The sequence below is a fragment of the Rhodanobacter sp. 7MK24 genome (assembly GCF_014842995.1).
Taxonomy (GTDB): domain Bacteria; phylum Pseudomonadota; class Gammaproteobacteria; order Xanthomonadales; family Rhodanobacteraceae; genus Rhodanobacter_A.
In genome coordinates this window covers 76,485-98,321 of sequence record NZ_JACYXL010000005.1, presented here as the reverse complement: position 1 = coordinate 98,321, position 21,837 = coordinate 76,485, and the positions used below count along the sequence as shown (strand labels likewise).

Below are 21,837 nucleotides of genomic sequence, written 5' to 3'. Positions count from 1 at the left end.
TGGTCTGCGCGAGCCGGCGATTTTACGTGCTGGCCGGGGCTGTGGCAAGCGCGACGGGTCGGCTTGCCGCGCCTGCCGTGAGGTTTAGCCGGCCTTCTTCTTCGCCAGCCGCAGCCAGGTGTCGACCACGGTGTCCGGGTTGAGCGATACGGACTCGATGCCCTGGTCCATCAGCCATTCGGCCAGGTCGGGATGGTCGCTGGGGCCCTGGCCGCAGATACCGACGTACTTGCCCTTGGCGCGCGCGGTCTGGATCGCCATCGACAGCAGCTTCTTTACCGCCGGGTTCCGCTCATCGAACAGGCTGGCGACGATGGAGGAATCGCGGTCCAGGCCCAGGGTGAGCTGGGTAAGATCGTTGGAGCCAATCGAGAAGCCGTCGAAGATCTCCAGGAACTCTTCGGCAAGCAGGGCATTGGAGGGTACCTCGCACATCATGATGACCTTGAGGCCGTGCTCGCCCTGCTTGAGGTGGTTCTTCGCCAGCACCTCGACCACCTTGCGGCCTTCGTCGAGCGTGCGCACGAACGGGATCATCACCCACACGTTGTCCAGGCCCATCGTCTCGCGCACGCGCTTGACCGCCTTGCACTCCAGCCCGAAGGCCTCGGCGAAGCTGGGGTCGACGTAGCGGCTGGCGCCGCGGAAGCCGATCATCGGGTTCTCTTCGTGCGGCTCGTAGCGCGAGCCGCCGAGCAGGTTGGCGTACTCGTTGGACTTGAAGTCGCTCATGCGCACGATCACCGGCTTCGGGTACACCGAGGCGGCGATGGTGGCGATGCCTTCCGCGAGGCGATCCACGTAGAACTCGACTGGGCCGGTGTAACCGGCGATACGTTCGTCGATTTTCGCGCGGGTCTCGGCATCCTGCTTGCCGTATTCCAGCAGCGCCTTGGGATGCACGCCGATGTGGCTGGCGATGATCATCTCCAGGCGGGCCAGGCCGATGCCGGCGTTCGGCAGCATGCCGAAATCGAAGGCGCGCTCGGGGTTGGCCACGTTCATCATGATCTTCAGCGGCGCTTCGGGCATCGCGCCGAGATCAGCGGTGACACGTTCGAATTTCAGCTGGCCTGCGTAGATCGTGCCTGTGTCACCTTCGGCGCAGGACACGGTGACGTCGGCGCCATCGGGGATGGTGTCCAGCGCGTTGTGGGTGCCCACTACGGCCGGCACGCCCAGCTCGCGCGCGATGATCGCCGCGTGGCAGGTGCGGCCGCCGCGATTGGTGACGATGGCGCTGGCGCGCTTCATCACCGGCTCCCAGTCGGGGTCGGTCATGTCGGCTACGAGTACGTCGCCGGGCTGCACCTTGTTCATGTCGGCCAGCGAGCGGATCACGCGTGCCTTGCCGGCGCCGATCTTCTGGCCAATGGCGCGGCCCTCGGCCAGCACCTTGCCCTTCTCGCTGAGATGGAAGCGTTCGAGCTGGGTGGCGTGCGCGCGCGACTTCACCGTCTCCGGGCGCGCCTGCACGATGTAGAGCTTGCCGGTATTGCCGTCCTTCGCCCACTCGATGTCCATCGGACGGCCGTAGTGCTGCTCGATGATCAGCGCCTGCTTCGCCAGCGATTCCACGTCGGTGTCGTTGATGCAGAACTTGCGGCGCAGTTCGGCGGGCGTCTCCTCAGTCTTCACGCGCTCGCCGGGCTGGTTCGAATAGATCATGCGCAACTGCTTGGCGCCGAGATTGCGGCGCAGCACCGCAGGCTTGCCGGCTTTCAGCGTGGGCTTGAACACGTAGAACTCATCAGGGTTCACCGCGCCCTGCACGACCATCTCGCCCAGGCCGTAGCTGCCGGTGACGAACACCACGTCGCGGAATCCCGACTCGGTGTCCAGCGTGAACAGCACGCCGGAGGCGCCCACGTCCGAGCGCACCATCAGCTGCACGCCGGCGGAGAGGAACACGTTCTCGTGGGCGAAGCCCTGGTGCACGCGGTAGGCGATGGCGCGGTCGTTATACAGCGAGGCGAAGACTTCCTTCACCTTATGCAGCACGTCCTCGATGCCGACCACGTTGAGGAAGGTCTCCTGCTGGCCGGCGAAGCTGGCGTCGGGCAGGTCCTCGGCGGTGGCGGAGGAGCGCACGGCTACGGCGATGTCGTCGGCGCCGGCGTCCTTGCACAGCTTGGCATAGGCATCGCGGATCGCCTGGTCGAGGTCGGAAGGCAGCGGCGTCTCGGTAACCCACTCGCGGATTTCCTTGCCTGCCGTGGTCAGCGCGTCCACGTCGTCCACGTTGAGGTCGGCGAGGCGCGCGGCGATGCGCTTGGCTACGCCGCTCTTTTCCAGGTACTGCTGGAACGCGTCGGCGGTGGTGGCGAAGCCGCCCGGCACGGACACGCCGAGCTTGGCGAGATTGCCGATCATTTCGCCGAGCGACGCGTTCTTGCCGCCGACCTTGGCAAGGTCGGTCATGCGCAGTTGGTCGAGCCAAAGCACCAGGTGGTTCAAGGCAATCTCCTAGAGGGAAGGGCGATAAAGAGTGGAATGCACGCGCAGCGAAGGCCCGAAGCGGGCTGCAAAGGATTGGTATTGTCCGCTGTCGATGGTGCGTGGCACAAGAAGACCAATGCCAGCCGGCGTCGCGCCAACTGCATACCAGTCAGGCGGCGGTCAAGCGGCGACAGCATCCGGACCTTGCGATATGGTGCGAGACAGACAGATGACACGGCCTTCGGACTTCCCATGCAGCGCACGGTTTTCTTCATATCCGACTCCACCGGCATCACCGCGGAGACGATAGGCAACAGCATCCTCGCGCAGTTCGAGGGCGTGAGCTTCGACAAGCATCGCTTGCCCTTCGTCGACGACGCGGGCAAGGCCGAGGCGGCCGCGCTGCGCATCAAGACGCACTACGCGAAGAGCGGCGAACGACCCATCGTGGTCAACACCCTGGCGGACCGCGCATTGTGCGAAATCGTGGCCTCCAGCGGCGCGTTGATGCTGGACGTGTTCGCGCCTTTCATCGGTCCGCTGGAGGAGGAGCTCGGCGCCAAGCGTTCCGGCGCAGTCAACCGTTCGCACGGTCTGGTGGATTTCGACAAGTACGAGGCACGCATCAACGCCACCAACTACGCGCTGTCGCACGACGACGGCATGGACGTGGACTACGCGCAGGCCGACCTGATCCTGGTGGGGGTGTCGCGCTCGGGCAAGACGCCGACTTGCCTGTACATGGCCTTGCATTACGGCGTCAGCGCCGCCAACTACCCCTTGACCGACGAGGATCTGGAAAAACTGGAACTGCCTGCACGCCTGCGGCCGTATCGCGATCGCCTGTTCGGCCTCACCATCGAGCCCGAGCGGCTGGCGCAGATCCGCGAACAGCGTCGGGCCGGCAGCCGTTACGCCACGCTCAAACAATGCCGCTGGGAACTGGAGCAGGCCGACCGGCTGATGCGCCAGGCCGGCCTCCCGTTTCTCAACACCACACACGTCTCGATCGAGGAGATCGCGAGCAAGATCTTCGCGAGCTTCGGTATCGAGCGCACCATGTACTGAAGCCGCACGGAGTAGTCAGCGCCCCATGAGTGCCGTACTCGACGATCGCCACAGTCTTCTGCCGGGACGCTTCGAGTTCCTGATGGGGCTGTACGCGGAGAATTACCACCGGCTGACGCGGCTGTTCGCGCCCCAGCAGCTGGCGCCGGGACAGTACGTATCGGACGTGGACGACAGGCTCAACGTGCACCTGTCGGTGCAGGAGCGCCATCCCTACACGCTGGAGCTGGAGCTCACCTACGATTTCGTCGATGCGCACACCGGCCGCCGCGCGCCGTCGGCGCAACTGCGCATGTATACCGACGCCCATGTGGCGGAGGCGCTGCATTGCCATCCGGGACGGCACCTGTGGCAGGTGCTTGGACCGTTCGCGCCGGCGCACACGGTTTTCCAGCATCGCCTGCAGATGAATGGCTTTCTCGCGCGCTGGCTGGAGTATCTGGCGGAGCAGGGGCATTCGGTGGGTACGCTGGAACCGTTCGAGCCACGCGAAAGCGACAGGGTGTAGCGACGCTTCGTAAAAAAAGCAGCCGTGTGCGGCTGTCTTTTGATACTGGCCTTCACGGACGAGTGCACAAATGCACAACAACAAAAAAACCGCCCGAAGGCGGCTTCTTTGTTGTTAGTGGCGGAGCGGACGGGACTCGAACCCGCGACCTCCGGCGTGACAGGCCAGCATTCTAACCGACTGAACTACCGCTCCACTTTGTTTACCAGCGTTGTGAGCCAACCTTGGCGTCCCCACGGGGATTCGAACCCCGGTCGCCACCGTGAAAGGGTGATGTCCTAGGCCTCTAGACGATGGGGACGTGTTTAGGTTGGTGGAGCCAGGCGGGATCGAACCGCCGACCTCCTGCATGCCATGCAGGCGCTCTCCCAGCTGAGCTATGGCCCCGCCGCTGGAAGCCGCAAAGAATAGGCACGGTTCGCATTTCCGTCAAGCTTTTTTTCAACAAATTTTCACGCAAGTGTCGAAGCGCGACGAGGTGCTTCGCGGAGCGCCAAGTGCGACGCATCGAAGACATCGCGATTAAGCTTCGGACCTGGAAGCTGCACAGAGGAAGACATGCACGAGATCGGCTTCATTCGCGACCTCGCCCTGGTGATGCTGGTCGCCGGCGCCACCACGATCCTGTTCCAGCGCCTGCGCCAGCCGGTACTGCTGGGTTACATCCTCGCCGGCGTGCTGATCGGCCCGCATACGCCGGGCATGCTGGTGGCCGACGCGCAAGCCATCGACGACATCTCCAACCTTGGCGTGGTGCTGTTGATGTTCACGCTGGGCCTGGAGTTCAGCGTGCGCAAGTTGCGCGAAGTCGGCATAGGCGTGCTCCTGGTGGCGGTGCTGGAAGTCGGGCTGATGCTGTGGGTGGGTACAGGCATGGGCCGCGCGTTTGGCTGGAAGGGTATCGACGCCCTGTTTCTCGGCGCGATCATTGCGTTGTCCTCCACCATGGTTGCCACGCGCACGCTGAAGGACACCGGCAAGCAGGCGGAGCCGTTCGCGAAGCTGGTGATCGGATTGCTGGTGGCCGAGGATGTGTTGGCCATCGTGATGCTGACCTTGCTCACCGCGTTGGCGGTGGGCGGCAGTGTGCACGCGGGAACCGCGTTCGCAGTGATCGGCCACCTGGGCTTGTTCGTGGTGGTGGGCATGATCCTGGGCCTGCTGCTGTTGCCGCGGCTGGTGGATTACGTGGCCGGCTTCGGTCGCGACGAAACCTTGCTGGTGAGCGTGCTGGGCATCTGTTTCGGTGCGAGCCTGCTGGCGGCGCAGATGGGTTTCAGCGTGGCGCTGGGCGCCTTTATTGCCGGTGCGGTGGTGGCGGAGGCGCGCAGCGTGGGGCGCGTGCTGCATCTGGTCGAGCCGTTGCGCGACATGTTCGCGGCGCTGTTCTTCGTTGCGATCGGACTGAAGATCGACCCGGCCATGCTGTGGCAATACGCGCTGCCGGCGTTGCTGATCGCCTGTGTGGTGGTCGTTGGCAAGACCCTGGCATGCAGCTTCGGCATCCTCGCCCTGGGGCACGACGCGCGCGCAGCGTTGCGATCGGGTCTGGGCATGGCGCAGATCGGCGAGTTTTCGTTCGTGATCGCCACACTGGGCCTGTCGCTGCATGTGACCAGCGACTTCCTGTATCCCATCGCGGTCGCGGTCTCGGTGCTGTGCATGGCGGCCTCGCCCTACCTCAACCGGTCGTCCGATCGTGTCGCCGATGGTCTGGCGCGCATCGTGCCGCGACCGCTGCACGTACTGCTGGACAGCTACAGCGGCTGGCTGGAAAACCTCGGGCCGGTGAACGAGAACGCCGCGTTGGCGGCGATGTTCCGGCGCCTGTTGTGGCACATCGCGATCAACGTGTTGCTGGTGGTCACGTTGTTCGTGATCGGTGCCTACGTGAATGCGCACGGTTGGGACTGGTTCTCGCGGTTCGGCATCCAGCGCGACCTGCGCCACGCGCTGATCTGGGCTTGCGCATTGTTCCTGTCGCTGCCGATGCTGATCGCGGTGTATCGAAAGGCCGAGGCACTCGGCATGCTGCTGGCCGAGTTGGGCATACGCGAGCGCTACACGGGTGCGTACACGCATGCGATCCGCAAGGTATTGGCGCGGATGATCCCCTTGGCCACGCTGTTCGCGCTGGCATTGCTGGTCGGTGCACTGGGGTCGGCGATCCTGCCGCCGCGCGGGGTGGCGCTGTCGCTGCTGGTGGCGCTGGTGGTGCTGGCGGTAGTGCTTTGGCGCACGCTCGTTAAGCTGCACGCACGCTTGCAGGCGGCCTTGAAAGAGACGCTGGACAAGCCGGAGCCGCCAGCGCCCGAACATTCCCCCTGAATTCCGGGGCTGCTGAACCTTTTCCCTGCTTGATTGTCGCAACTGCACCCGATTGCAAGCCCGGCGCGGGAACCCCACAATGGGCGACCATGCCCCTGCAGTAGGGGCCCGGCCGGCGGCACCGGCATATCCAAACACGAGGGAGTTCCGAATGAAGCATTTTCTGCGTCCTACGCTGACGGCGGTGGCGATGACCGCGGCGCTGGGCCTGTCGGCGGGTGCGTTCGCCGCCCAGACAACCGCCAAAGCGGCTAGCAGTGCCCCTGGCACGGTCGACAAGGCCAAAGCCAGCTACGTGGTGGGCTACCAGCTGGCTGGGCAGATTCCGGAGCCGATGCGCGCCGAGCTCGACCCCAATGCCGTGGCGAACGCGGTGAAGGCTGCGCTCTCCGGCCAGAAGCCGACGATGACCAATGCCGAGGCCGAAGAGGTGATGAAGCCCTTCATGGCCAGGGTCAAGGCCAATTACGAGGCCGAGCGGGCACAGGAGGCAGCCAAGAACAAGGCTGCAGGTGATGCCTTCCTCGCCAAGAACCGTACCCAGCCCGGCGTGAAGGTCACCGCCTCGGGCCTGCAGTACCAGGTCATCAGCCAGGGCACCGGCGCCCGCCCGGGCCCGAGCGACACCGTGAAGATCAACTACACCGGCACCCTTATCGACGGTACCGAGTTTGACGCTTCGTCCAAGCACGGCGATGCCCCGGCCGAAATCCCGCTGAGCGGCGTGATCCCGGGCTTCCGCGAAGGCCTGCAGCTGATGCAGGTGGGCGGCCATTACAAGCTGTACATCCCGGCGGGCCTGGCCTATGGCGCCGAGCCGCAGCCGCCGATGCAGCCCAACGAGACGCTGATCTTCGACGTGACGCTGGTCAGCACCAAGCCCACTCCGGCTGCCCCTGCCGGCAATGGCGGTCCCGGCGGTGGCGACAGCGGCCAGTAAGCGCTGTTGCTCAGTCCATGGCGAGAGGGCGCGAAGCGATTCGCGCCCTCTCGCTTTTCCGTTGCTGTAACCATCGCGCGTTAGAATGCGCGCTCGCGTTTTCCGGGAATCGACCGCACGATGAAAGTCACGATCTTCGGTACCGGCTATGTCGGCCTGGTTACTGGTGCCTGCCTTGCCGAGATGGGCAATCACGTGGTGTGCGTCGATATCGACGCGGGCAAGGTCGACCGGCTGGCGCGTGGAGAAATCCCGATCTACGAGCCTGGCCTTGAGCCCATCGTCAAGCGCAACCACGCGGACGGCCAGATTGATTTCACCACCGACGCCGCGGCCGGCATCGCGCACGGCGACATAGTCTTCATTGCGGTGGGCACGCCGCCTGACGAGGACGGCAGCGCCGATCTCAAGTACGTGCTGGGTGTGGCCGGGACCATCGGCCAGCACCTGGAGCGCCATGCCGTGGTGGTGAACAAATCCACTGTGCCGGTGGGCACGGCCGATCGCGTGCGCGAGGCGATTGCGGCGGAACTCGCGGCGCGCGGTGTCGGTGTCGAGTTCGACGTGGTCTCCAACCCCGAATTCCTCAAGGAGGGGGACGCGGTGGAGGATTGCCTGCGTCCGGACCGCATCGTGATCGGCAGCTCCAGCGCGCGTGCGGTGGCCTTGCTGCGCAAGCTCTACGCGCCGTTCAACCGCAACCATGAGCGTATCGTGGTGATGGACGAGCGTTCCGCCGAACTGACCAAGTACGCCGCCAACGCGATGCTCGCGACCAAGATCAGCTTCATGAACGAGATCGCCAATATCGCCGAACGTGTGGGTGCCGACGTGGAGCAGGTGCGCCAGGGTATCGGCGCCGATCCGCGTATCGGCTATCACTTCATCTATCCGGGCGCGGGCTATGGCGGTTCGTGTTTTCCCAAGGATGTACAGGCGCTGGAACGTACCGCGCGCGGCGCGGGTTACGAGGCGCGCCTGCTCGGCGCAGTCGAGGCGGTGAACCGCGACCAGAAGACCAAGCTGTTCGAGCTGATCGCGCGCCACTTCAATGGCGATCTGCGCGGTCGGACCATCGCCCTGTGGGGACTGGCCTTCAAGCCGAATACCGACGACATGCGCGAAGCCTCCAGCCGCCGTCTGATGGAAGCGCTGTGGGCGGTCGGTGCCAACGTGCAGGCTTTCGATCCCGAGGCGCGCGGCGAAACCCGGCGCATCTACGGCGAGCGCGCTGATCTGGTGTTGTGCGAGCATGCGTGGGATGCCTTGCAGGGCGCCGATGCCTTGGCCATCGTTACCGAATGGAAGGCCTTCCGCAGCCCGGATTTCGCGCGCATCCGCGCCGTGCTGAAAACGCCGGCGATTTTCGACGGCCGCAACCTCTACGACCCGGCGACGGTGGAGGAGGCGGGCCTCGCGTATTACGGTATCGGCCGCGGTCGCAGCCTGCAGGCGGTGCGCTGATGGACGCCATAGAACAGCGCCTTGCGGATCTGGAGGTGCGGTTGACCTTCATTGACGATACCGTGCAGGCGCTGGCCGCCGCGGATGCCGAACAGGCGATGCGCATCGTCGAACTGGAACGGCTGCTGCATCTGCTGCGGCAGGAGTTGCAGAGCGTGCGCCTCGGTTCGGCTTCCGATCCGCACAACGAACCGCCGCCGCCGCATTATTGATACATGTCTCCAATGACGACCAACCTTTGATTCCCGTGATCGTGGATGGTCGGAAAATTGAAAAGTGCGGCGAGAAAGGCCGCCCATACGATCTCCGCGATCATGGATGGTCGCAATTGAAAAGCATCGAGCATCACTGGAACCACGAGCATGAGCGAATCCCTGCGCGATCAGCTGCTGAAGAGCGGCCTCGTCAAGCAAATCCGCGAGGAAAAGCGCGGCAACGAGGGCAAAGGCAGGCCGGCTGGCAGGCCTCAAGGTCATGGCGGAAAGCCGCAGGGTCATGGCGGAAAGCCGCAAGGCCATGACGGAAAGCCGCCGTCTTCGCGCCGCAACCAGGAAGAGATCGATCTCGCCAAGGCCTACGCGATCCGGGCGCAAACAGAGGCGAACGAACGCAAGCGTGCCCAGCAGGAAGCCGAGGAACAGGCGCGCGCGCGCCGTGAGCGCAAGCAGAAGATCCAGCAATTGCTGGACGGCAAAGTCTTGAACAAGGCCGAGACCGATCAGGTGCGCAACTTTGAATACGGCGGCAAGATCCGCCGTATTCACGTCGATGCTGCCCAACTGGTGGCGCTCAACGCCGGCGAGCTGGCCGTGGTGCAGCAGGCGGGACGTTATCTGCTGGTTGCCCGCGAAATCGCCGAGCAGGTGCGGGCGATCGACGAACATCAGCTGGCTTTGCTGATAGATCCGAACGCTGCCCGCGACGACGACGGCGTGCCGGACGATCTGGTTTGGTGAACTGCTGGCGCTCACGGAAACGCCCGGCCATGACCGGGCGTTTTGCGTCTTGATGCGGGCCGTCTTTCAGACGAGGTCGGTGACAGCCACCAGGGCCGGATGATCCCAGCCTTCCTTGGGCGTGAAGCGGGCGCCGTGGCGCTGCGCCAGTTGCTCCAGCTTCGCCCTTACCTTGTCCATGCCCTCGCTGCGCACGTACTGGATCGGGCCGCCACGGAACGGCGCGAAGCCGGTACCGAAGATCACGCCGGCATCGAGCAGGTCGGCATCGTCCACCACGCCGTCGGCGAGGCAGGCGACGGCCTCGTTCACCATGGCCAGAATCATGCGATCCGTGAGGTCGGGCGCGGGCTGGTAGTCGGGATCGACCTCCGGTTTGATGGGTTTGCCTTCCTGCCACACGTACAAGCCCTGACCGTCCTTCTTGCCGCGCTTGCCGGCATCGAGCTTTTCCTCCAGGCCAGGCGGCAATTCCAGACCGAGGAAGGGTGACAGCTCCTTGCCCACCGAGGCGCACACATCCAGACCCACAGTGTCGGCGAGTTCGATCGGTCCCATCGGCATGCCGAATTGCGTGGCTGCCTTGTCCAGTACCGGGCCGGGCACACCTTCGTTGTACAGGCGCAACGCTTCCAGCAGGTAGGGCACCAGGATGCGGTTGACCAGGAAGCCGGGCGTGCCTTTCACCGCCACCGGCAGCTTGCCGATGGCCTTGCAGAAGGCCAGGGCGCGCCTCTCGATGGCGGGATCCAACGTGTCGTGGCGCACCACTTCCACCAGCGGCATCTGCGCTACCGGGTTGAAGAAGTGCAGGCCGAGGAAACGTTGCGGCGCCTTGAGTTTCTTGCGCAGCTCGTCCAGCGGAATGCTTGAAGTGTTGCTGGCGAGGATTTCGTCGTCCTGGAATTGCGGCTCGATGGCAGCGTACAGCGCCTCCTTGGCCTCGGCATTTTCGTAAATCGCCTCGATGGCGAGGTCGGCGTCCTTTACGCCGGCGCCTTCCACATCGGCGCGCAGTCGGCGCGTGGCGGCCTCGATCTTCTCCGGCGTCTTCAGCTTCTTTTCGTAGAGCTTGAATGCACGATCCAGCGCAGGCTGGACGAACTTCATCTCGCGATCCTGCAAGGTCACGTCGAAGCCCTTGAGCGCTGCCCACGCTGCGATGTCGCCACCCATCACGCCGGCGCCCACCACATGTACGTGACCGATGCCATGCTCGGCGCCGGTGCCTTGATTCTTCAGCCGCTCCTGCAAGAAGAAGATGCGGATCAGGTTGCGCGCAGTGGGCGTCTGCGCCAGTTTCGCCACCGAGCGGGCTTCAAGCTTCAGCCGTTGCTTGATGTCCCCGCCGCCACGCTGCCACACATCGATCATTGCGAATGGTGCCGGATAGTGTTCCCTGCGCACCTTGGCTGCTGTCTGCTTCATCACCATCGGCGCGAGTATCTGCCGCGCAGGCCATGAATTGGTGAGCCACGCTTTGGCCCGTCGCGCGAACGGACGCGCCTGCGGACGGCGCAACAATGCACGCGCTTCGGCCAGCAGCTCGTCGGGCGGTGCCACGCGGTCGATCACTCCCAGCGTCAACGCGCGCCGGGCCGATGAGGCCTTGCCGGTAAGCATCAATGGCAGCGCCTCGGGTGCGCCAATCAGTCGCGGCAGGCGTGCCGTACCGCCCCAGCCGGGATGGATGCCGAGCATCACCTCGGGCAGGGCGATCCTGGTTTTGTCGTCGTCTGCGGCGATGCGCTGCCTGCAGGCCAGCGCCAGCTCGGTGCCTCCGCCCATGCAGGCGCCATGGATCGCGGCTACCGTTGGGCAGGGCAGTTGGGCCAGGGCATCGAACACGCGCTGGCCGTTCTCGATGTTCTCAAGCACGCTGCCTTGCTTGGCGTACTCCACGAATTCCTTGATGTCCGCCCCCACCGCGAAGCCGGCGGCCTTGGCGGAATGCACGATCACGCCTGCCGGCCTTTCGATGGCCAGTCGCTCGACGATCTGGCCCAGCTCGTCCAGCACGGCGCGGCTGATCGCATTGACGCTGCTGCCGGCGCGGTCGAGGCCGAGCATGACGATGCCGTGCTCGTCCAGGCTCGTCTTCCAGTGGTTGAAGCGCAGTCCTTCGAACATGGCCGGAGTGGGGTGGTGGTGGGAACCCGAACCATACCGTTCCGTGTGGTGGAATGCGAGATGCACCCCCGAATGTGAAGCGGTTCGCCATTCGCGGCACCGGCCAATGCGCAGAATGGGCGTAAACCGTGGAGAATGCAGGGTGACGCCGGTTGCCGGCGCCGGATTACCCAGGAAACCGCGATGACATCCTTGATGCGCATGCCCATGCCGTCCTCCGGTCATGACGTGTTCGAGCGCATCCTGGCCGCGCCGGCCGGGGTGGTGGCTCTGCGCAGCCGCGATTGCGAGGCCTTGCTGGAGCAGTTCCGCAGTATTGCCAGGCATAGCGGGCAGGCGGTCTACCTCTGGCAGCCCGGGCAGGGGCTGTCCAGCCTGCGCGATGCTTATGCGCGGGTTCCTGACGCGCAGCGCCTCGGCCAGGCGCTGCGCTACATGCAGCAGAGCATGCATTTCGGCATCTACCTGTTGCAGGAGGTGGAGTTGCCTTTGGCTGCGACCGATCTCACCTTGCTGCGGCAACTGGCGCGCGCCACCACTGGGCACCTGCGTCGTGTGGTGCTGCTCAATGCGCCGCGGGCTCTCGTCGAACAGTTGGGCGACCAGATCGCATGCGTCGATGGCGAGCCCGAGGCGCCTGCGCGCCTGCGTTTGCGCGATGGCCGCTGGTTGAGTGGGCAGGCATGAGCGAGGGCATCCTTGTTCTCGCCGAACGGCGCGATCTGCGCCGCCGCCTGTTCGACGTGTTCGACCAAGCGGGCTGCCGGCACATCCACAGTGCGCGCGATGCACAGCACGCTGCGATCGTGCTGGAAGGGCGCCAATCGCTCGACCTGATGGTGGCCGTGCTCGGCGACGACGCGGCGCAGGCCCGCCAGTGCTGCGAGCAACTGCGCACGCTTAAGGCCTGCGAAGACGTCCCTCTGTTGGCGGTGCTCGACGAAGGGGCATCGTTGCAGCCAGCGCAGTTGCCCGGCGATATCGCCGGTTGGCTGCATGCTGCGCAGATAGAGACCGAGTTGTTGATGCGCTGGAAACAACACCCGCCCACAGCGTCGACGGCGCGTCCTGCGCCAGCTCCCGGCGCGGCGGAGAAGGCACTGGCCTTGCTCGCGCGCATCTTCGCCACCGGCGGCGGTGGCGCCACCCGGGATGCCACTGCGCGATTGCTGTTCGACGAGATGGCGTTGGATTACTTCGCGGTGTGGCCGCTGCGCAAGGACGGCGGCGAGTTCCCGGTGCCGCTGCTGCAGCTGTGGAACGGTACCGAGCCGGCTTGGCCGGCGGTCGAGTCGCAGGCGCTGCTGCAACACGTGTTGGCCGGCGAGCCGGTGCTTTGCCGCAGTGACGCGCAACAACGGGTGCCAGACGACCCGCTTCTGCCGTTGCTTGGGCTGTCCGGTTTTGTGGGCATTCCATTGCTGGACGAGCGCAGTGTGGTGCTGGGCGCAATGCTGGCCGGCACCCGGCGTGGCTTCGGCGACATGGCCATCGTCGAACCGCTGCTGCGCTGCGCGGCGGCACGCTTCGCGCAAGGGCTGGAACTGGGCCTGACCCGCGAGCAGGGGCGGGCCGAGGGCTTGATCGACGCACTTACCGGCTTGCCGAACCGGCTGCTGTTCGCCGATCGGCTGGAATCCATCCTGCGCGAAGCCGTGCGCAATGGTGAATGCTTCGCCGTGCTGTTCGTGGATCTCGACCACTTCAAGGTGATCAACGACACCCATGGCCACGCCGCCGGCGATCAGGTGTTGCAGGAGATCACCCGTCGGCTGCGTGGCAGCGTGCGCGCGTCCGACACGGTCGCGCGCTATGCCGGCGACGAGTTCACCGTGGTGGTGCGCCACATCGTGAAGAGCGATGACGTGCAGCGCATCGCCGAGAAGATCCTGCAGACGGTGGCCGAGCCGCTGCAACTGGAAAATGGTGTACGCCTGCAGGTCGCCGTGTCGATCGGCGTGAGCTTCTTCCCCGACGACGCTTCCGATGCGGAAACCCTGCTGAAGCACGCCGATGAGGCGATGTACGCGGCCAAGCACCAGGGGCGCAACGCCTATCGCATCTACGAAGTGAGCCCGGAGTACGCGCGCGAGCATGGCATGGCGTTGCGCTCGCGCCTGCGCCATGCGTTGGGCAACGGCGAACTGCGCCTGGTCTACCAACCGCAGGTGGACACCGGCAGCGAGGACATTGTGGGAATGGAGGCGCTGCTGCGCTGGGAGCACCCCGAACTGGGGCCGATCAGTCCCGCGGTATTTGTGCCGTTGGCCGAGGAAACCGGGCTGATCGTGCCCATCGGCGAATGGGTGCTGCGTACCGCTTGCCGGCAGGCCCAGGAGTGGGAGCAACGTTACGGCTTGCGCCTGCGCTTGGGCGTGAACCTGTCCGCGCTGCAGCTGATGGAGCCCAAGCTGCCCTCCACGGTGTTCCGCGCCCTGCAGGAAACCGGCCTCGATCCTGCGCTGCTGGAGCTGGAAATCACCGAAAGCATCAGCATCAAAGCCGCGCCGAACCTGGTGGAGAACCTGCAGGCGCTGCATCGCATGGGCTGTGGCATCGCGATCGACGATTTCGGCACCGGCGCCGCTTCGCTGGACTACCTGCGCAAGCTGCCCGCCGATCGCATCAAGGTCGATCAGAGCTTCGTGCGCAACATCGGCGTGGATCCGGACGACGAGGCCATCGTACGCGCCACCATCGAGATGGCGCACCGGCTCAAGCGCACCGTGGTCGCGGAGGGCGTGGAAACCGAAGCGCATCTTGCCTTCCTGCGCGAACAGGCTTGCGACGAACTGCAGGGTTATCTGTTCTGCCGGCCGCTGCCGGTGGTGTCCTTCGAACGCTTGCTGGCCGAGCGCCAGCAGTTAATGGGTTTGCCGACCGCCGTACCGGCTTGAGCCGGCTGCGCGTCGTCCCCATGCTAGCCATGCGTCAGCAAGGAATCGCTAGACTTGGCGGCAACGCTGAACTTGCGTGCTTGATTCCTGTCTGACAGCGCGCTCGATCTGGCATAGGCTCCGCAGCGGGACATGGCATTGACGACGGAAACGGCCCGTACGGGCGAAAACGAAGTGGATCGGGCTCTGGTCGAACGCGTGCAGGGCGGCGACAAGCGTGCTTTCGACCTGCTGGTGCGCAAATACCAGCACAAGGTGGTGGGGCTGGTCTCACGCTATGTTAAGAGCCATGCCGAATGCGAGGACATCGCCCAAGAGTCCTTCATACGCGCCTGGCGGGCGATCGGCTCGTTCCGTGGCGACAGCGCGTTCTATACCTGGCTCTACAAGATCGCGGTGAATACGGCCAAGAACCATCTGGTAGCGATGGGCCGTCGGCCGCCCACCGACGATATCGATGCCGAGGAGGCCGTGTTCCTGAGCGGTGCCGAACGCATGCACGACAGCGCCACCCCTGAACGCGAATTGATGCGGCAGGAAATTGAACGTTCGGTATTTTCCACTGTCCAAGCCCTGCCCGAGGAACTGCGGGTGGCCATTACGCTGCGCGAGGTGGACGGCTTGAGTTACGAGGAAATTGCCGAACAAATGGGCTGCCCCATCGGCACGGTGCGTTCGCGCATCTTCCGGGCCCGTGAGGCGATCGACGAAAAATTGCGCCCGTTGTTGACGGGTGGCGAGGAAACGACATGAACCAGCCTGACCAGCACGCGCGTGAACATCTTTCGGCCGGCATCGATGGCGAGCTGGCGCACGAGGAACTGCGCTTCCTGCTGCGCCGGCTCGACCACGACATCGAGCTTCAGCGCACCTGGGTTAGCTATCACGTGGTTCGCGACGGCTTGCGTCGGCAGTTGCCGCCGCTGGCCGGATCAGGCTTCGCCTCGCGGGTGATGTTGGCTATCGAGCAAGATTCCGTGGCAGTCGCGGTTGCGGCACCGCGACATCATCGTTGGTTGCGGTGGTCGGCTGGTGGCGCCATTGCCGCCGGTGTGGCCGCCGCGGCGTTGATGGTTTCCCAGCCTGCCGGCAATGCTGATCGGCATGCAGCCCCGCTCACTGCCCGGGCTGCGGCTGGTGCTCCGGCGCACAGCCTGCCGACCACGGCGCCACAGCCCGAGGTGGCGGTGGTACCGCAGTGGTTGAGCGGCAACACACCTGGCCTGCTCAGCCAGCAGGCCTCGGCCACCTTGGGTGCGCCGGCCAGTTCCCGTTTCTCGCCTTACGGCAGCAGCGCTTCGCCATTTCCCGTGCAACGCTACCGCACGCTGGACAACCACGATGGCAGTTACCTGATCCTGCTCGATCCGGCCCAGCAGCCGGCGCCGAATGCCCTGCGCCAGGGTACCGTCAGCGCGCAGTAAGGCCGGTCCGCGTGTCCGCTGCGCAGTCGGATCGCCGTTCCAAATGTCTTCACCCACACACCGCCCGATCCGGGTCGCGGGTGAGGCATGCCTGTTCCATTGCCCGAGTTCAACCAAAGGAGGAGTCATGCATTCGTCCATCCTGCGCAGCACCCGCTTGAGCATACTGGTGTGTTGCGCCTTGGCCGGCACGGCCTTTGTCGTGCCTGATGCGCCGGCCCAGTCTGCCCCGTCCACGGCTTTGTCGCTGCCCGATTTCACTGGCATCGTGCAGAAGAACGCGCCTGCCGTGGTGCAGGTGGAGGCGAAGTACGATGGCCACGACAAGCCAAGCGCGCGTGGCCGGCAGGGGCAGGGCGGCATGCCGGACGACCCGCAGGCCGAGATCCTTCGCCGCTTCTTCGGCATGCCGATGATGCCGTCGCCGGCGGAGCAGGCGCACACGTCGCTGGGTTCCGGTTTCATCATTTCCGGCGATGGCTACATCCTTACCAACAATCACGTCGTTGCCGACGCGGACAAGGTGATCGTGCGCCTGCAGGACCGGCGCATTCTCGACGCCAAAGTGGTGGGTACCGATGCCACTTACGACATTGCCCTGCTCAAGGTGAACACGAGCAGCAGTCTGCCCACGGTGAGCATCGGCGATTCGCGCAGCCTCAAGCCCGGCCAATGGGTCTTGGCGATGGGCTCGCCGTTCGGCTTCGACTACACCGTGACCCAGGGCATCGTGAGCGCGGTGGGCCGCAACCTGGGCAGCCAGGACCAACCCTACACCTCTTTCATTCAGACCGACGTACCGATCAACCGAGGTAATTCCGGCGGTCCGCTGTTCAACCTGCAGGGCCAGGTAGTGGGTGTCAATTCGCAGATCTACTCCAGCACGGGAGGATACCAGGGCGTGGCGTTCTCCATCCCCATCGACGTTGCGATGAGTGCGGTGGATCAGCTCAAGACCAAGGGGTACGTGACACGCGGCCAGCTCGGCGTGCAGGTGTCGGCGGTGAGTGACGACATGGAGAAAGCCTACAAATTGCCGGATGCCTCCGGCGCAGCGGTGGCGGATGTCACCTCTGGCGGCAGTGCCGACAAGGCGGGTATCCAGAACGGTGACATCATCCTTAATTACAACGGGCAGGCCATCCACGATCCTGCGGATTTGCCGCCGCTGGTCGCCATGACCAAGCCGGGCACCCGGGTGCCCTTGGAGATCCTGCGCAACGGCAGCAGGAAGACCGTGCAGGTCACCGTCGGTGCGATGGCGCGTGACAAGGATTCGGTAGACAGCAGCGGCGCCGCGCCAAATCCAGGCAGCAGCGGCTCCAGCATGCTGGGCATCACCGTACAGTCGTTGGACGATGCCACGCGCAAGCAGGCTGGCCTGAAACCTGGGCAGGGCGTGTTGGTGGGCGATGTCACGGGCGATCTGGCAGCGCAGGCCGGCCTGCAGCCGGGCGACGTGATCCTGATGGTGAATCAGCAGCCGGTAGGCAGCGTAGAGGCGTTCCGGGCCGCCACCAAGGACGTGAAGGCCGATTCCACCGTGCTGCTGCTGGTGCGCCGCAACGGCCAGAACGGCTTCATCGGCCTGACGGTGCCGGGCGGCAAGTGAGGGTGGCGCGCGCGCCGGCTTGATCGGCCGGTGCGCCTCGCACCACCACGGTTCCATGCGACAATAGGGGGTTCATGTCGCCCTACCGGCGGCATCCCCAAGGTAAGGCTGGCTGTCCGCGCTCCATGGAACTGATCCGCAATTTCTCCATCATCGCCCACATCGACCACGGCAAGTCCACGCTGGCGGATCGCATCATCCAGATCTGCGGCGGCCTGGCCGAGCGCGAGATGGAAGCGCAGGTGCTCGACAACAACCCGATCGAACGCGAGCGTGGCATCACGATCAAGGCACAGTCGGTGTCGCTGCCGTACAAGGCTCGCGACGGCAAGACCTACCAGCTCAACTTCATCGACACCCCCGGCCATGTGGATTTCAGCTACGAGGTGAGCCGTTCGCTGGCCGCCTGCGAAGGCGCGCTGCTGGTGGTGGACGCCGCACAGGGCGTGGAGGCGCAGTCCGTCGCCAACTGCTACACGGCGGTGGAGATGGGGCTGGAAGTGGTGCCTGTTCTCAACAAGATCGACCTGCCCACTGCCGACATCGACAAGGTGAAAGGCGAGATCGAGGCGGTGATCGGCATCGATGCCATCGACGCGGTGGCGATCAGCGCCAAGACCGGCCTCAACGTGACCGAGGTGCTGGAAGCCATCGTGGCGCGCATCCCGCCACCGAAGCCGCGCGACACCGACAAGCTGCAGGCGCTGATCATCGACTCGTGGTTCGACAACTACCTCGGCGTGGTGTCGCTGGTGCGCGTGATGCAAGGCGAGATCAAGCCGGGCGACAAGCTGCTGGTGATGTCCACCGGCCGCGTGCACGAAGTGGATGACGTGGGCGTGTTCACGCCCAAGCGCAAGAAGCTGGACAAGCTTGCGGCGGGCGAGGTGGGTTGGATCAACGCCTCGATCAAGGACGTGCATGGCGCGCCGGTTGGCGACACGCTTACGCATGCTGGCAAGCCTGCTTCCGAACCGTTGCCCGGCTTCCAGACCATGCAGCCGCGCGTGTTTGCCGGCCTGTTCCCCGTCTCGGCGGACGACTTTCCAGCCATGCGCGAAGCGCTGGACAAGCTGCGCCTCAATGACGCCGCGCTGTTCTTCGAGCCGGAAAGCTCCGAGGCGATGGGCTTCGGTTTCCGCTGCGGCTTCCTCGGCATGCTGCACATGGAAATCGTGCAGGAACGGCTGGAGCGCGAGTACGACCTCAACCTCATCACCACCGCGCCCACCGTGGTGTACGAGGTGCTGAAGACCGACGGTACAGTGCTGGCGCTGGACAATCCGGCCAAGCTGCCGCCGGTGCCGCAGATCGACGAGATCCGCGAGCCGATCATCGTGGCCAGCATCCTCACCCCGCCGGACTACATCGGCAACATCATCACACTGTGCGAGGAGAAGCGCGGCGTGCAGCGCTCGATCCAGTACCTGGCCACCCAGGTGCAGATCACCTACGAGCTGCCGCTGGCCGAGGTGGTGCTGGATTTCTTCGACCGCCTGAAGTCCGTGTCGCGCGGCTATGCCTCGATGGATTACCACTTCGAGCGCTTCGACGCCGGTCCCTTCGCGCGCGTGGACGTGCTGATCAACGGCGATCGCGTGGACGCGCTTTCGCTGATCGTGCACCGTACGCATGCGGATCGCCGCGGTCGCGAGCTGGTGGAGCGCATGAAGGACCTGATCCCGCGCCAGCAGTTCGATGTGGCGATCCAGGCGGCGATCGGCGCGCAGATCATCGCGCGCTCGACGGTGAAAGCGTTGCGCAAGAACGTGCTTGCCAAGTGCTACGGCGGCGACGTCAGCCGCAAGAAGAAGCTCCTGGAAAAGCAGAAAGAAGGCAAGAAGCGCATGAAGCAGGTCGGCCGGGTGGAGATTCCGCAGGAAGCCTTCCTCGCCGTGTTGCGTACAGACAAATAAGAAGCGGCACTCTCAGGAGCAAGCATGGAATTCGACTTTTCCGCCATCCTGCTGGCCCTCACCGTATTGTTCGGTGTGGTGTGGGGACTGGACCGGCTGTTCTTCTACAAGAAGCGCAAGGCAAGACTGGACGCGACGGGCAGCGAGTACGTCGACCCGGTGGCGGTGGACTGGGCGCGTTCGTTGTTCCCGGTGGTGCTGGTGGTGTTGCTGCTGCGTTCCTTCGTGGCCGAGCCGTTCCGCATCCCCTCCGGCTCGATGATGCCGACGCTGGACGTGGGCGATTTCATCCTGGTCAACAAGTTCGCCTATGGCCTGCGCATGCCCGCGTTCAACACCAAGTTCCTCGACCTTGGCGAGCCCAAGCGCGGCGATGTGGTGGTATTCCGGTTCCCGGGTTACCTGTGCCGCCGGCCGGATGGTTCGCTGATTCGCGTCGGAGGCGACGAAGGCAATGGCTCGCCGGCTGTCGGCCCGGAGCAAAGTTGCCCGAGCACGATGCTGCCGGTGCAGAACCAGAACTGGATCAAACGCGTGATCGGCCTGCCCGGCGACACGCTGGAAGTCCAGGGTTCCGACCTGCTCGTCAACGGCAAACCGGTGCAGGCCGATGAAATCGGCCCCTTCGTGGGCAACCCGCAGCGCGACGAAGACCGGCTGATGCTGGACATGGGCGCCACGGTCTGGACCGAACACCTGGTGCGCGAGGACGGCAAGGTGGTCAACCACACCATCGCGCGCATGCCGGCCTATACCACGCCCAACTCGATCCCGAACCCGGTGGTGCCGTCCAAGGTGCCGTCGGGTTGCTACCTGGTGATGGGCGACAACCGCAACAACAGCACCGACAGCCGTTGGTGGGGCTGCCTGCCGGAGAAGAACCTGGCGGGCAAGGCCTTCATGATCTGGATGAGCTGGAAGGGCTGGGGCACCGGCGGCGTGGATTTCCATCGCATCGGCAGGATCATCCATTGATGTGATGCAGCGGCGCGTGCAGGTTGCTCCGCCGCTGGCATAATCGCCTACGAGCGGCTGCATGGGGTGCGGCCGTCGCACGCATCCACAACCGGCCTGGCTGGCCGCATGGCGAGGGGACTATGAAAACGAAACAGTCGGGCGTGACCTTGATCGGATTCCTGGTGATCCTACTAATCGTTGGCTTCTTCGGCTTCATGGCGATGAAGCTAGTGCCGGCTTACACTGAATACGCAGGTGCGGTGAAGGCAATGGACGGTATTGCCAGCTCCAGTACCAACGGCAAGTCGCTTGGCGAGATTCGTAGCGAACTACTCCGCAAGATGAGCTTCCAATATGTTGACGATGCCACGGTTAAGCCAACCGACATCACAATCACTCGCGATAATGGGGGCGGGAGCTCGCTAAACGTGTCTTACGACAAGGACATCCCGTTCATATACAACATCGACTTCTTGTTGCATTTCCAGAAGAGCGTGCGCTTACAGGGCAACGTGAACGAGTGAGTTACTCTGCTTGGCCCTGAACTACCGCTTCCGCGATCCCGCGCTTGCCGCGCTGGCGCTGACCCATCGCAGCGTCGGCAAGCCGAACAACGAGCGCATGGAGTTCCTCGGCGACGCGCTGCTCGGCGCCTTTGTCGCCGAGATGCTTTACGAGGCGCATCCCAAAGCCAGCGAAGGCGAGTTGTCGCGTCTTCGCGCGCAGCTGGTCAACGGCCAGGCATTGGCGGAAATCGCGCGGAAACTCGAGCTGGGCGATGCGCTGACGCTCGGCCCCGGTGAATTGAAGAGCGGTGGTTTCCGTCGCGACTCCATCCTGGCCGATGCATTCGAAGCCTCGCTGGCGGCAGTTTTCCTCGATGGCGGCCTTGAGGCGTGCCGACAGGTGGTACGCGAGCTGTTTGGCGAGCGCGTCGGCGCATTGCCGCGTTCTTCCAAGGACGCCAAGACACGCTTGCAGGAATGGTTGCAAGGCCATGGCCATGCGTTGCCGCAGTACGAATTGATCGACAGCCATGGCGAGGACCACGCCAAGACCTTCGACGTGCGCTGTACGGTGAGCGAGCCGCAAGTGCATAGCGCCGAAGCCAGTGGCTCCAATCGCCGCCAGGCGGAGCAGGACGCCGCGGAGATCGTGCTGGCTCGACTGACCGCGCAGGCGCGCAACACCTGAACAC

Annotated in this window: 18 protein-coding genes and 3 tRNA genes; 16 read left to right on the top strand and 5 right to left on the bottom strand. The window is 64.6% G+C overall.

Going from position 1 to position 21,837, the window contains the following annotated elements:
* Positions 1–84 precede the first annotated feature (84 nt).
* Positions 85–2,457 carry a phosphoenolpyruvate synthase gene (ppsA, locus tag IHE49_RS10620; RefSeq protein ID WP_192157666.1) on the bottom strand — a complete coding sequence of 791 codons (2,373 nt, stop codon included), beginning with the start codon at positions 2,455–2,457 and terminating at the stop codon, positions 85–87.
* 234 nt (positions 2,458–2,691) lie between these two features.
* Here ppsA and IHE49_RS10615 point away from each other — a divergent pair, with 234 nt between their 5' ends.
* Together IHE49_RS10615 and IHE49_RS10610 are read left to right on the top strand one after the other, a co-directional pair.
* Entirely contained in the window at positions 2,692–3,507 is an 816-nt protein-coding gene (locus tag IHE49_RS10615; RefSeq protein WP_192157664.1) for a pyruvate, water dikinase regulatory protein, read from the top strand.
* A gap of 25 nt (positions 3,508–3,532) precedes the next feature.
* Positions 3,533–4,015, top strand: coding sequence for a DUF1249 domain-containing protein (locus IHE49_RS10610; RefSeq protein ID WP_192157662.1), 483 nt, complete (start codon positions 3,533–3,535; stop codon positions 4,013–4,015).
* Between the two features lie 118 nt (positions 4,016–4,133).
* On the opposite strand, the gene IHE49_RS10605 is transcribed toward IHE49_RS10610, so the two are convergent.
* The 3 genes from IHE49_RS10605 to IHE49_RS10595 all read right to left on the bottom strand — a co-directional run bounded on the left by IHE49_RS10605 (position 4,134) and on the right by IHE49_RS10595 (position 4,402).
* Positions 4,134–4,210, bottom strand: a tRNA-Asp gene (locus tag IHE49_RS10605).
* Between the two features lie 30 nt (positions 4,211–4,240).
* Positions 4,241–4,316, bottom strand: a tRNA-Glu gene (locus tag IHE49_RS10600).
* 10 nt (positions 4,317–4,326) lie between these two features.
* Positions 4,327–4,402, bottom strand: a tRNA-Ala gene (locus tag IHE49_RS10595).
* Positions 4,403–4,573: 171 nt separating this feature from the next.
* Between IHE49_RS10595 and IHE49_RS10590 the strand changes: the two genes are divergently transcribed.
* The 5 genes from IHE49_RS10590 (at position 4,574) to IHE49_RS10570 (ending at position 9,703) form a co-directional block, all read left to right on the top strand.
* Entirely contained in the window at positions 4,574–6,343 is a 1,770-nt protein-coding gene (locus IHE49_RS10590) for a cation:proton antiporter (protein ID WP_192157660.1), read from the top strand.
* A 151-nt stretch (positions 6,344–6,494) separates the two neighbouring features.
* The gene (locus IHE49_RS10585; protein WP_192157658.1) at positions 6,495–7,283 is read left to right on the top strand and encodes an FKBP-type peptidyl-prolyl cis-trans isomerase; all 789 of its coding nucleotides are present in this window, start codon (positions 6,495–6,497) and stop codon (positions 7,281–7,283) included.
* Between the two features lie 120 nt (positions 7,284–7,403).
* Complete coding sequence (locus IHE49_RS10580; protein ID WP_192157656.1) at positions 7,404–8,747, top strand: UDP-glucose/GDP-mannose dehydrogenase family protein; 1,344 nt, start codon at positions 7,404–7,406, stop codon at positions 8,745–8,747.
* Positions 8,747–8,959 (top strand): SlyX family protein, encoded by a 213-nt coding sequence (locus IHE49_RS10575; protein WP_192157654.1) that lies wholly within the window; start codon positions 8,747–8,749, stop codon positions 8,957–8,959. Before IHE49_RS10580 ends, IHE49_RS10575 begins: the two co-directional genes overlap by 1 nt.
* Positions 8,960–9,109: 150 nt before the next feature.
* Positions 9,110–9,703 (top strand): DUF2058 family protein, encoded by a 594-nt coding sequence (locus IHE49_RS10570; RefSeq protein WP_192157652.1) that lies wholly within the window; start codon positions 9,110–9,112, stop codon positions 9,701–9,703.
* 66 nt (positions 9,704–9,769) lie between these two features.
* Here the strand turns inward: IHE49_RS10570 and IHE49_RS10565 are convergent, their stop codons facing one another.
* A complete protein-coding gene (locus tag IHE49_RS10565; protein ID WP_192157650.1) occupies positions 9,770–11,833 on the bottom strand; it encodes a 3-hydroxyacyl-CoA dehydrogenase NAD-binding domain-containing protein in 2,064 nt (687 codons plus the stop codon).
* Between the two features lie 183 nt (positions 11,834–12,016).
* On the opposite strand from IHE49_RS10565, the gene IHE49_RS10560 reads away from it, so the two are divergent.
* The 9 genes from IHE49_RS10560 (at position 12,017) to rnc (ending at position 21,833) form a co-directional block, all read left to right on the top strand.
* Positions 12,017–12,520: a hypothetical protein gene (locus IHE49_RS10560; protein ID WP_192157648.1), complete on the top strand. Its 504-nt coding sequence runs from the start codon at positions 12,017–12,019 to the stop codon at positions 12,518–12,520.
* Positions 12,517–14,730: a bifunctional diguanylate cyclase/phosphodiesterase gene (locus IHE49_RS10555; protein WP_192157646.1), complete on the top strand. Its 2,214-nt coding sequence runs from the start codon at positions 12,517–12,519 to the stop codon at positions 14,728–14,730. The genes IHE49_RS10560 and IHE49_RS10555 overlap by 4 nt, the downstream gene beginning before the upstream one ends.
* A 132-nt stretch (positions 14,731–14,862) precedes the next feature.
* Entirely contained in the window at positions 14,863–15,483 is a 621-nt protein-coding gene (rpoE, locus tag IHE49_RS10550) for an RNA polymerase sigma factor RpoE (protein WP_192157645.1), read from the top strand.
* Complete coding sequence (locus IHE49_RS10545) at positions 15,480–16,154, top strand: sigma-E factor negative regulatory protein (RefSeq protein WP_192157643.1); 675 nt, start codon at positions 15,480–15,482, stop codon at positions 16,152–16,154. Before rpoE ends, IHE49_RS10545 begins: the two co-directional genes overlap by 4 nt.
* A gap of 127 nt (positions 16,155–16,281) precedes the next feature.
* The gene (locus IHE49_RS10540; RefSeq protein ID WP_192157641.1) at positions 16,282–17,766 is read left to right on the top strand and encodes a Do family serine endopeptidase; all 1,485 of its coding nucleotides are present in this window, start codon (positions 16,282–16,284) and stop codon (positions 17,764–17,766) included.
* A 125-nt stretch (positions 17,767–17,891) separates the two neighbouring features.
* Positions 17,892–19,682, top strand: a complete 1,791-nt coding sequence (gene lepA / locus IHE49_RS10535; protein WP_192157639.1) for a translation elongation factor 4 — start codon at positions 17,892–17,894, stop codon at positions 19,680–19,682.
* 24 nt (positions 19,683–19,706) lie between these two features.
* Positions 19,707–20,657, top strand: coding sequence for a signal peptidase I (gene lepB / locus IHE49_RS10530; RefSeq protein WP_192157637.1), 951 nt, complete (start codon positions 19,707–19,709; stop codon positions 20,655–20,657).
* Positions 20,658–20,779: 122 nt separating this feature from the next.
* The gene (locus IHE49_RS10525) at positions 20,780–21,163 is read left to right on the top strand and encodes a DUF4845 domain-containing protein (RefSeq protein ID WP_192157635.1); all 384 of its coding nucleotides are present in this window, start codon (positions 20,780–20,782) and stop codon (positions 21,161–21,163) included.
* Positions 21,164–21,173: 10 nt separating this feature from the next.
* The gene (rnc, locus tag IHE49_RS10520) at positions 21,174–21,833 is read left to right on the top strand and encodes a ribonuclease III (RefSeq protein ID WP_192157633.1); all 660 of its coding nucleotides are present in this window, start codon (positions 21,174–21,176) and stop codon (positions 21,831–21,833) included.
* The last annotated feature ends 4 nt before the right edge of the window (positions 21,834–21,837 follow it).

Coding starts and splice junctions, on each gene's coding strand:
- IHE49_RS10615 (WP_192157664.1), top strand. CDS start 2,692: ATGCAGCGCACGGTTTTCTTCATATCCGACTCCACCGGCATCACCGCG.
- IHE49_RS10610 (WP_192157662.1), top strand. CDS start 3,533: ATGAGTGCCGTACTCGACGATCGCCACAGTCTTCTGCCGGGACGCTTC.
- IHE49_RS10590 (WP_192157660.1), top strand. CDS start 4,574: ATGCACGAGATCGGCTTCATTCGCGACCTCGCCCTGGTGATGCTGGTC.
- IHE49_RS10585 (WP_192157658.1), top strand. CDS start 6,495: ATGAAGCATTTTCTGCGTCCTACGCTGACGGCGGTGGCGATGACCGCG.
- IHE49_RS10580 (WP_192157656.1), top strand. CDS start 7,404: ATGAAAGTCACGATCTTCGGTACCGGCTATGTCGGCCTGGTTACTGGT.
- IHE49_RS10575 (WP_192157654.1), top strand. CDS start 8,747: ATGGACGCCATAGAACAGCGCCTTGCGGATCTGGAGGTGCGGTTGACC.
- IHE49_RS10570 (WP_192157652.1), top strand. CDS start 9,110: ATGAGCGAATCCCTGCGCGATCAGCTGCTGAAGAGCGGCCTCGTCAAG.
- IHE49_RS10565 (WP_192157650.1), bottom strand. CDS start 11,833: ATGTTCGAAGGACTGCGCTTCAACCACTGGAAGACGAGCCTGGACGAG.
- IHE49_RS10560 (WP_192157648.1), top strand. CDS start 12,017: ATGACATCCTTGATGCGCATGCCCATGCCGTCCTCCGGTCATGACGTG.
- IHE49_RS10555 (WP_192157646.1), top strand. CDS start 12,517: ATGAGCGAGGGCATCCTTGTTCTCGCCGAACGGCGCGATCTGCGCCGC.
- rpoE (WP_192157645.1), top strand. CDS start 14,863: ATGGCATTGACGACGGAAACGGCCCGTACGGGCGAAAACGAAGTGGAT.
- IHE49_RS10545 (WP_192157643.1), top strand. CDS start 15,480: ATGAACCAGCCTGACCAGCACGCGCGTGAACATCTTTCGGCCGGCATC.
- IHE49_RS10540 (WP_192157641.1), top strand. CDS start 16,282: ATGCATTCGTCCATCCTGCGCAGCACCCGCTTGAGCATACTGGTGTGT.
- lepA (WP_192157639.1), top strand. CDS start 17,892: ATGGAACTGATCCGCAATTTCTCCATCATCGCCCACATCGACCACGGC.
- lepB (WP_192157637.1), top strand. CDS start 19,707: ATGGAATTCGACTTTTCCGCCATCCTGCTGGCCCTCACCGTATTGTTC.
- IHE49_RS10525 (WP_192157635.1), top strand. CDS start 20,780: ATGAAAACGAAACAGTCGGGCGTGACCTTGATCGGATTCCTGGTGATC.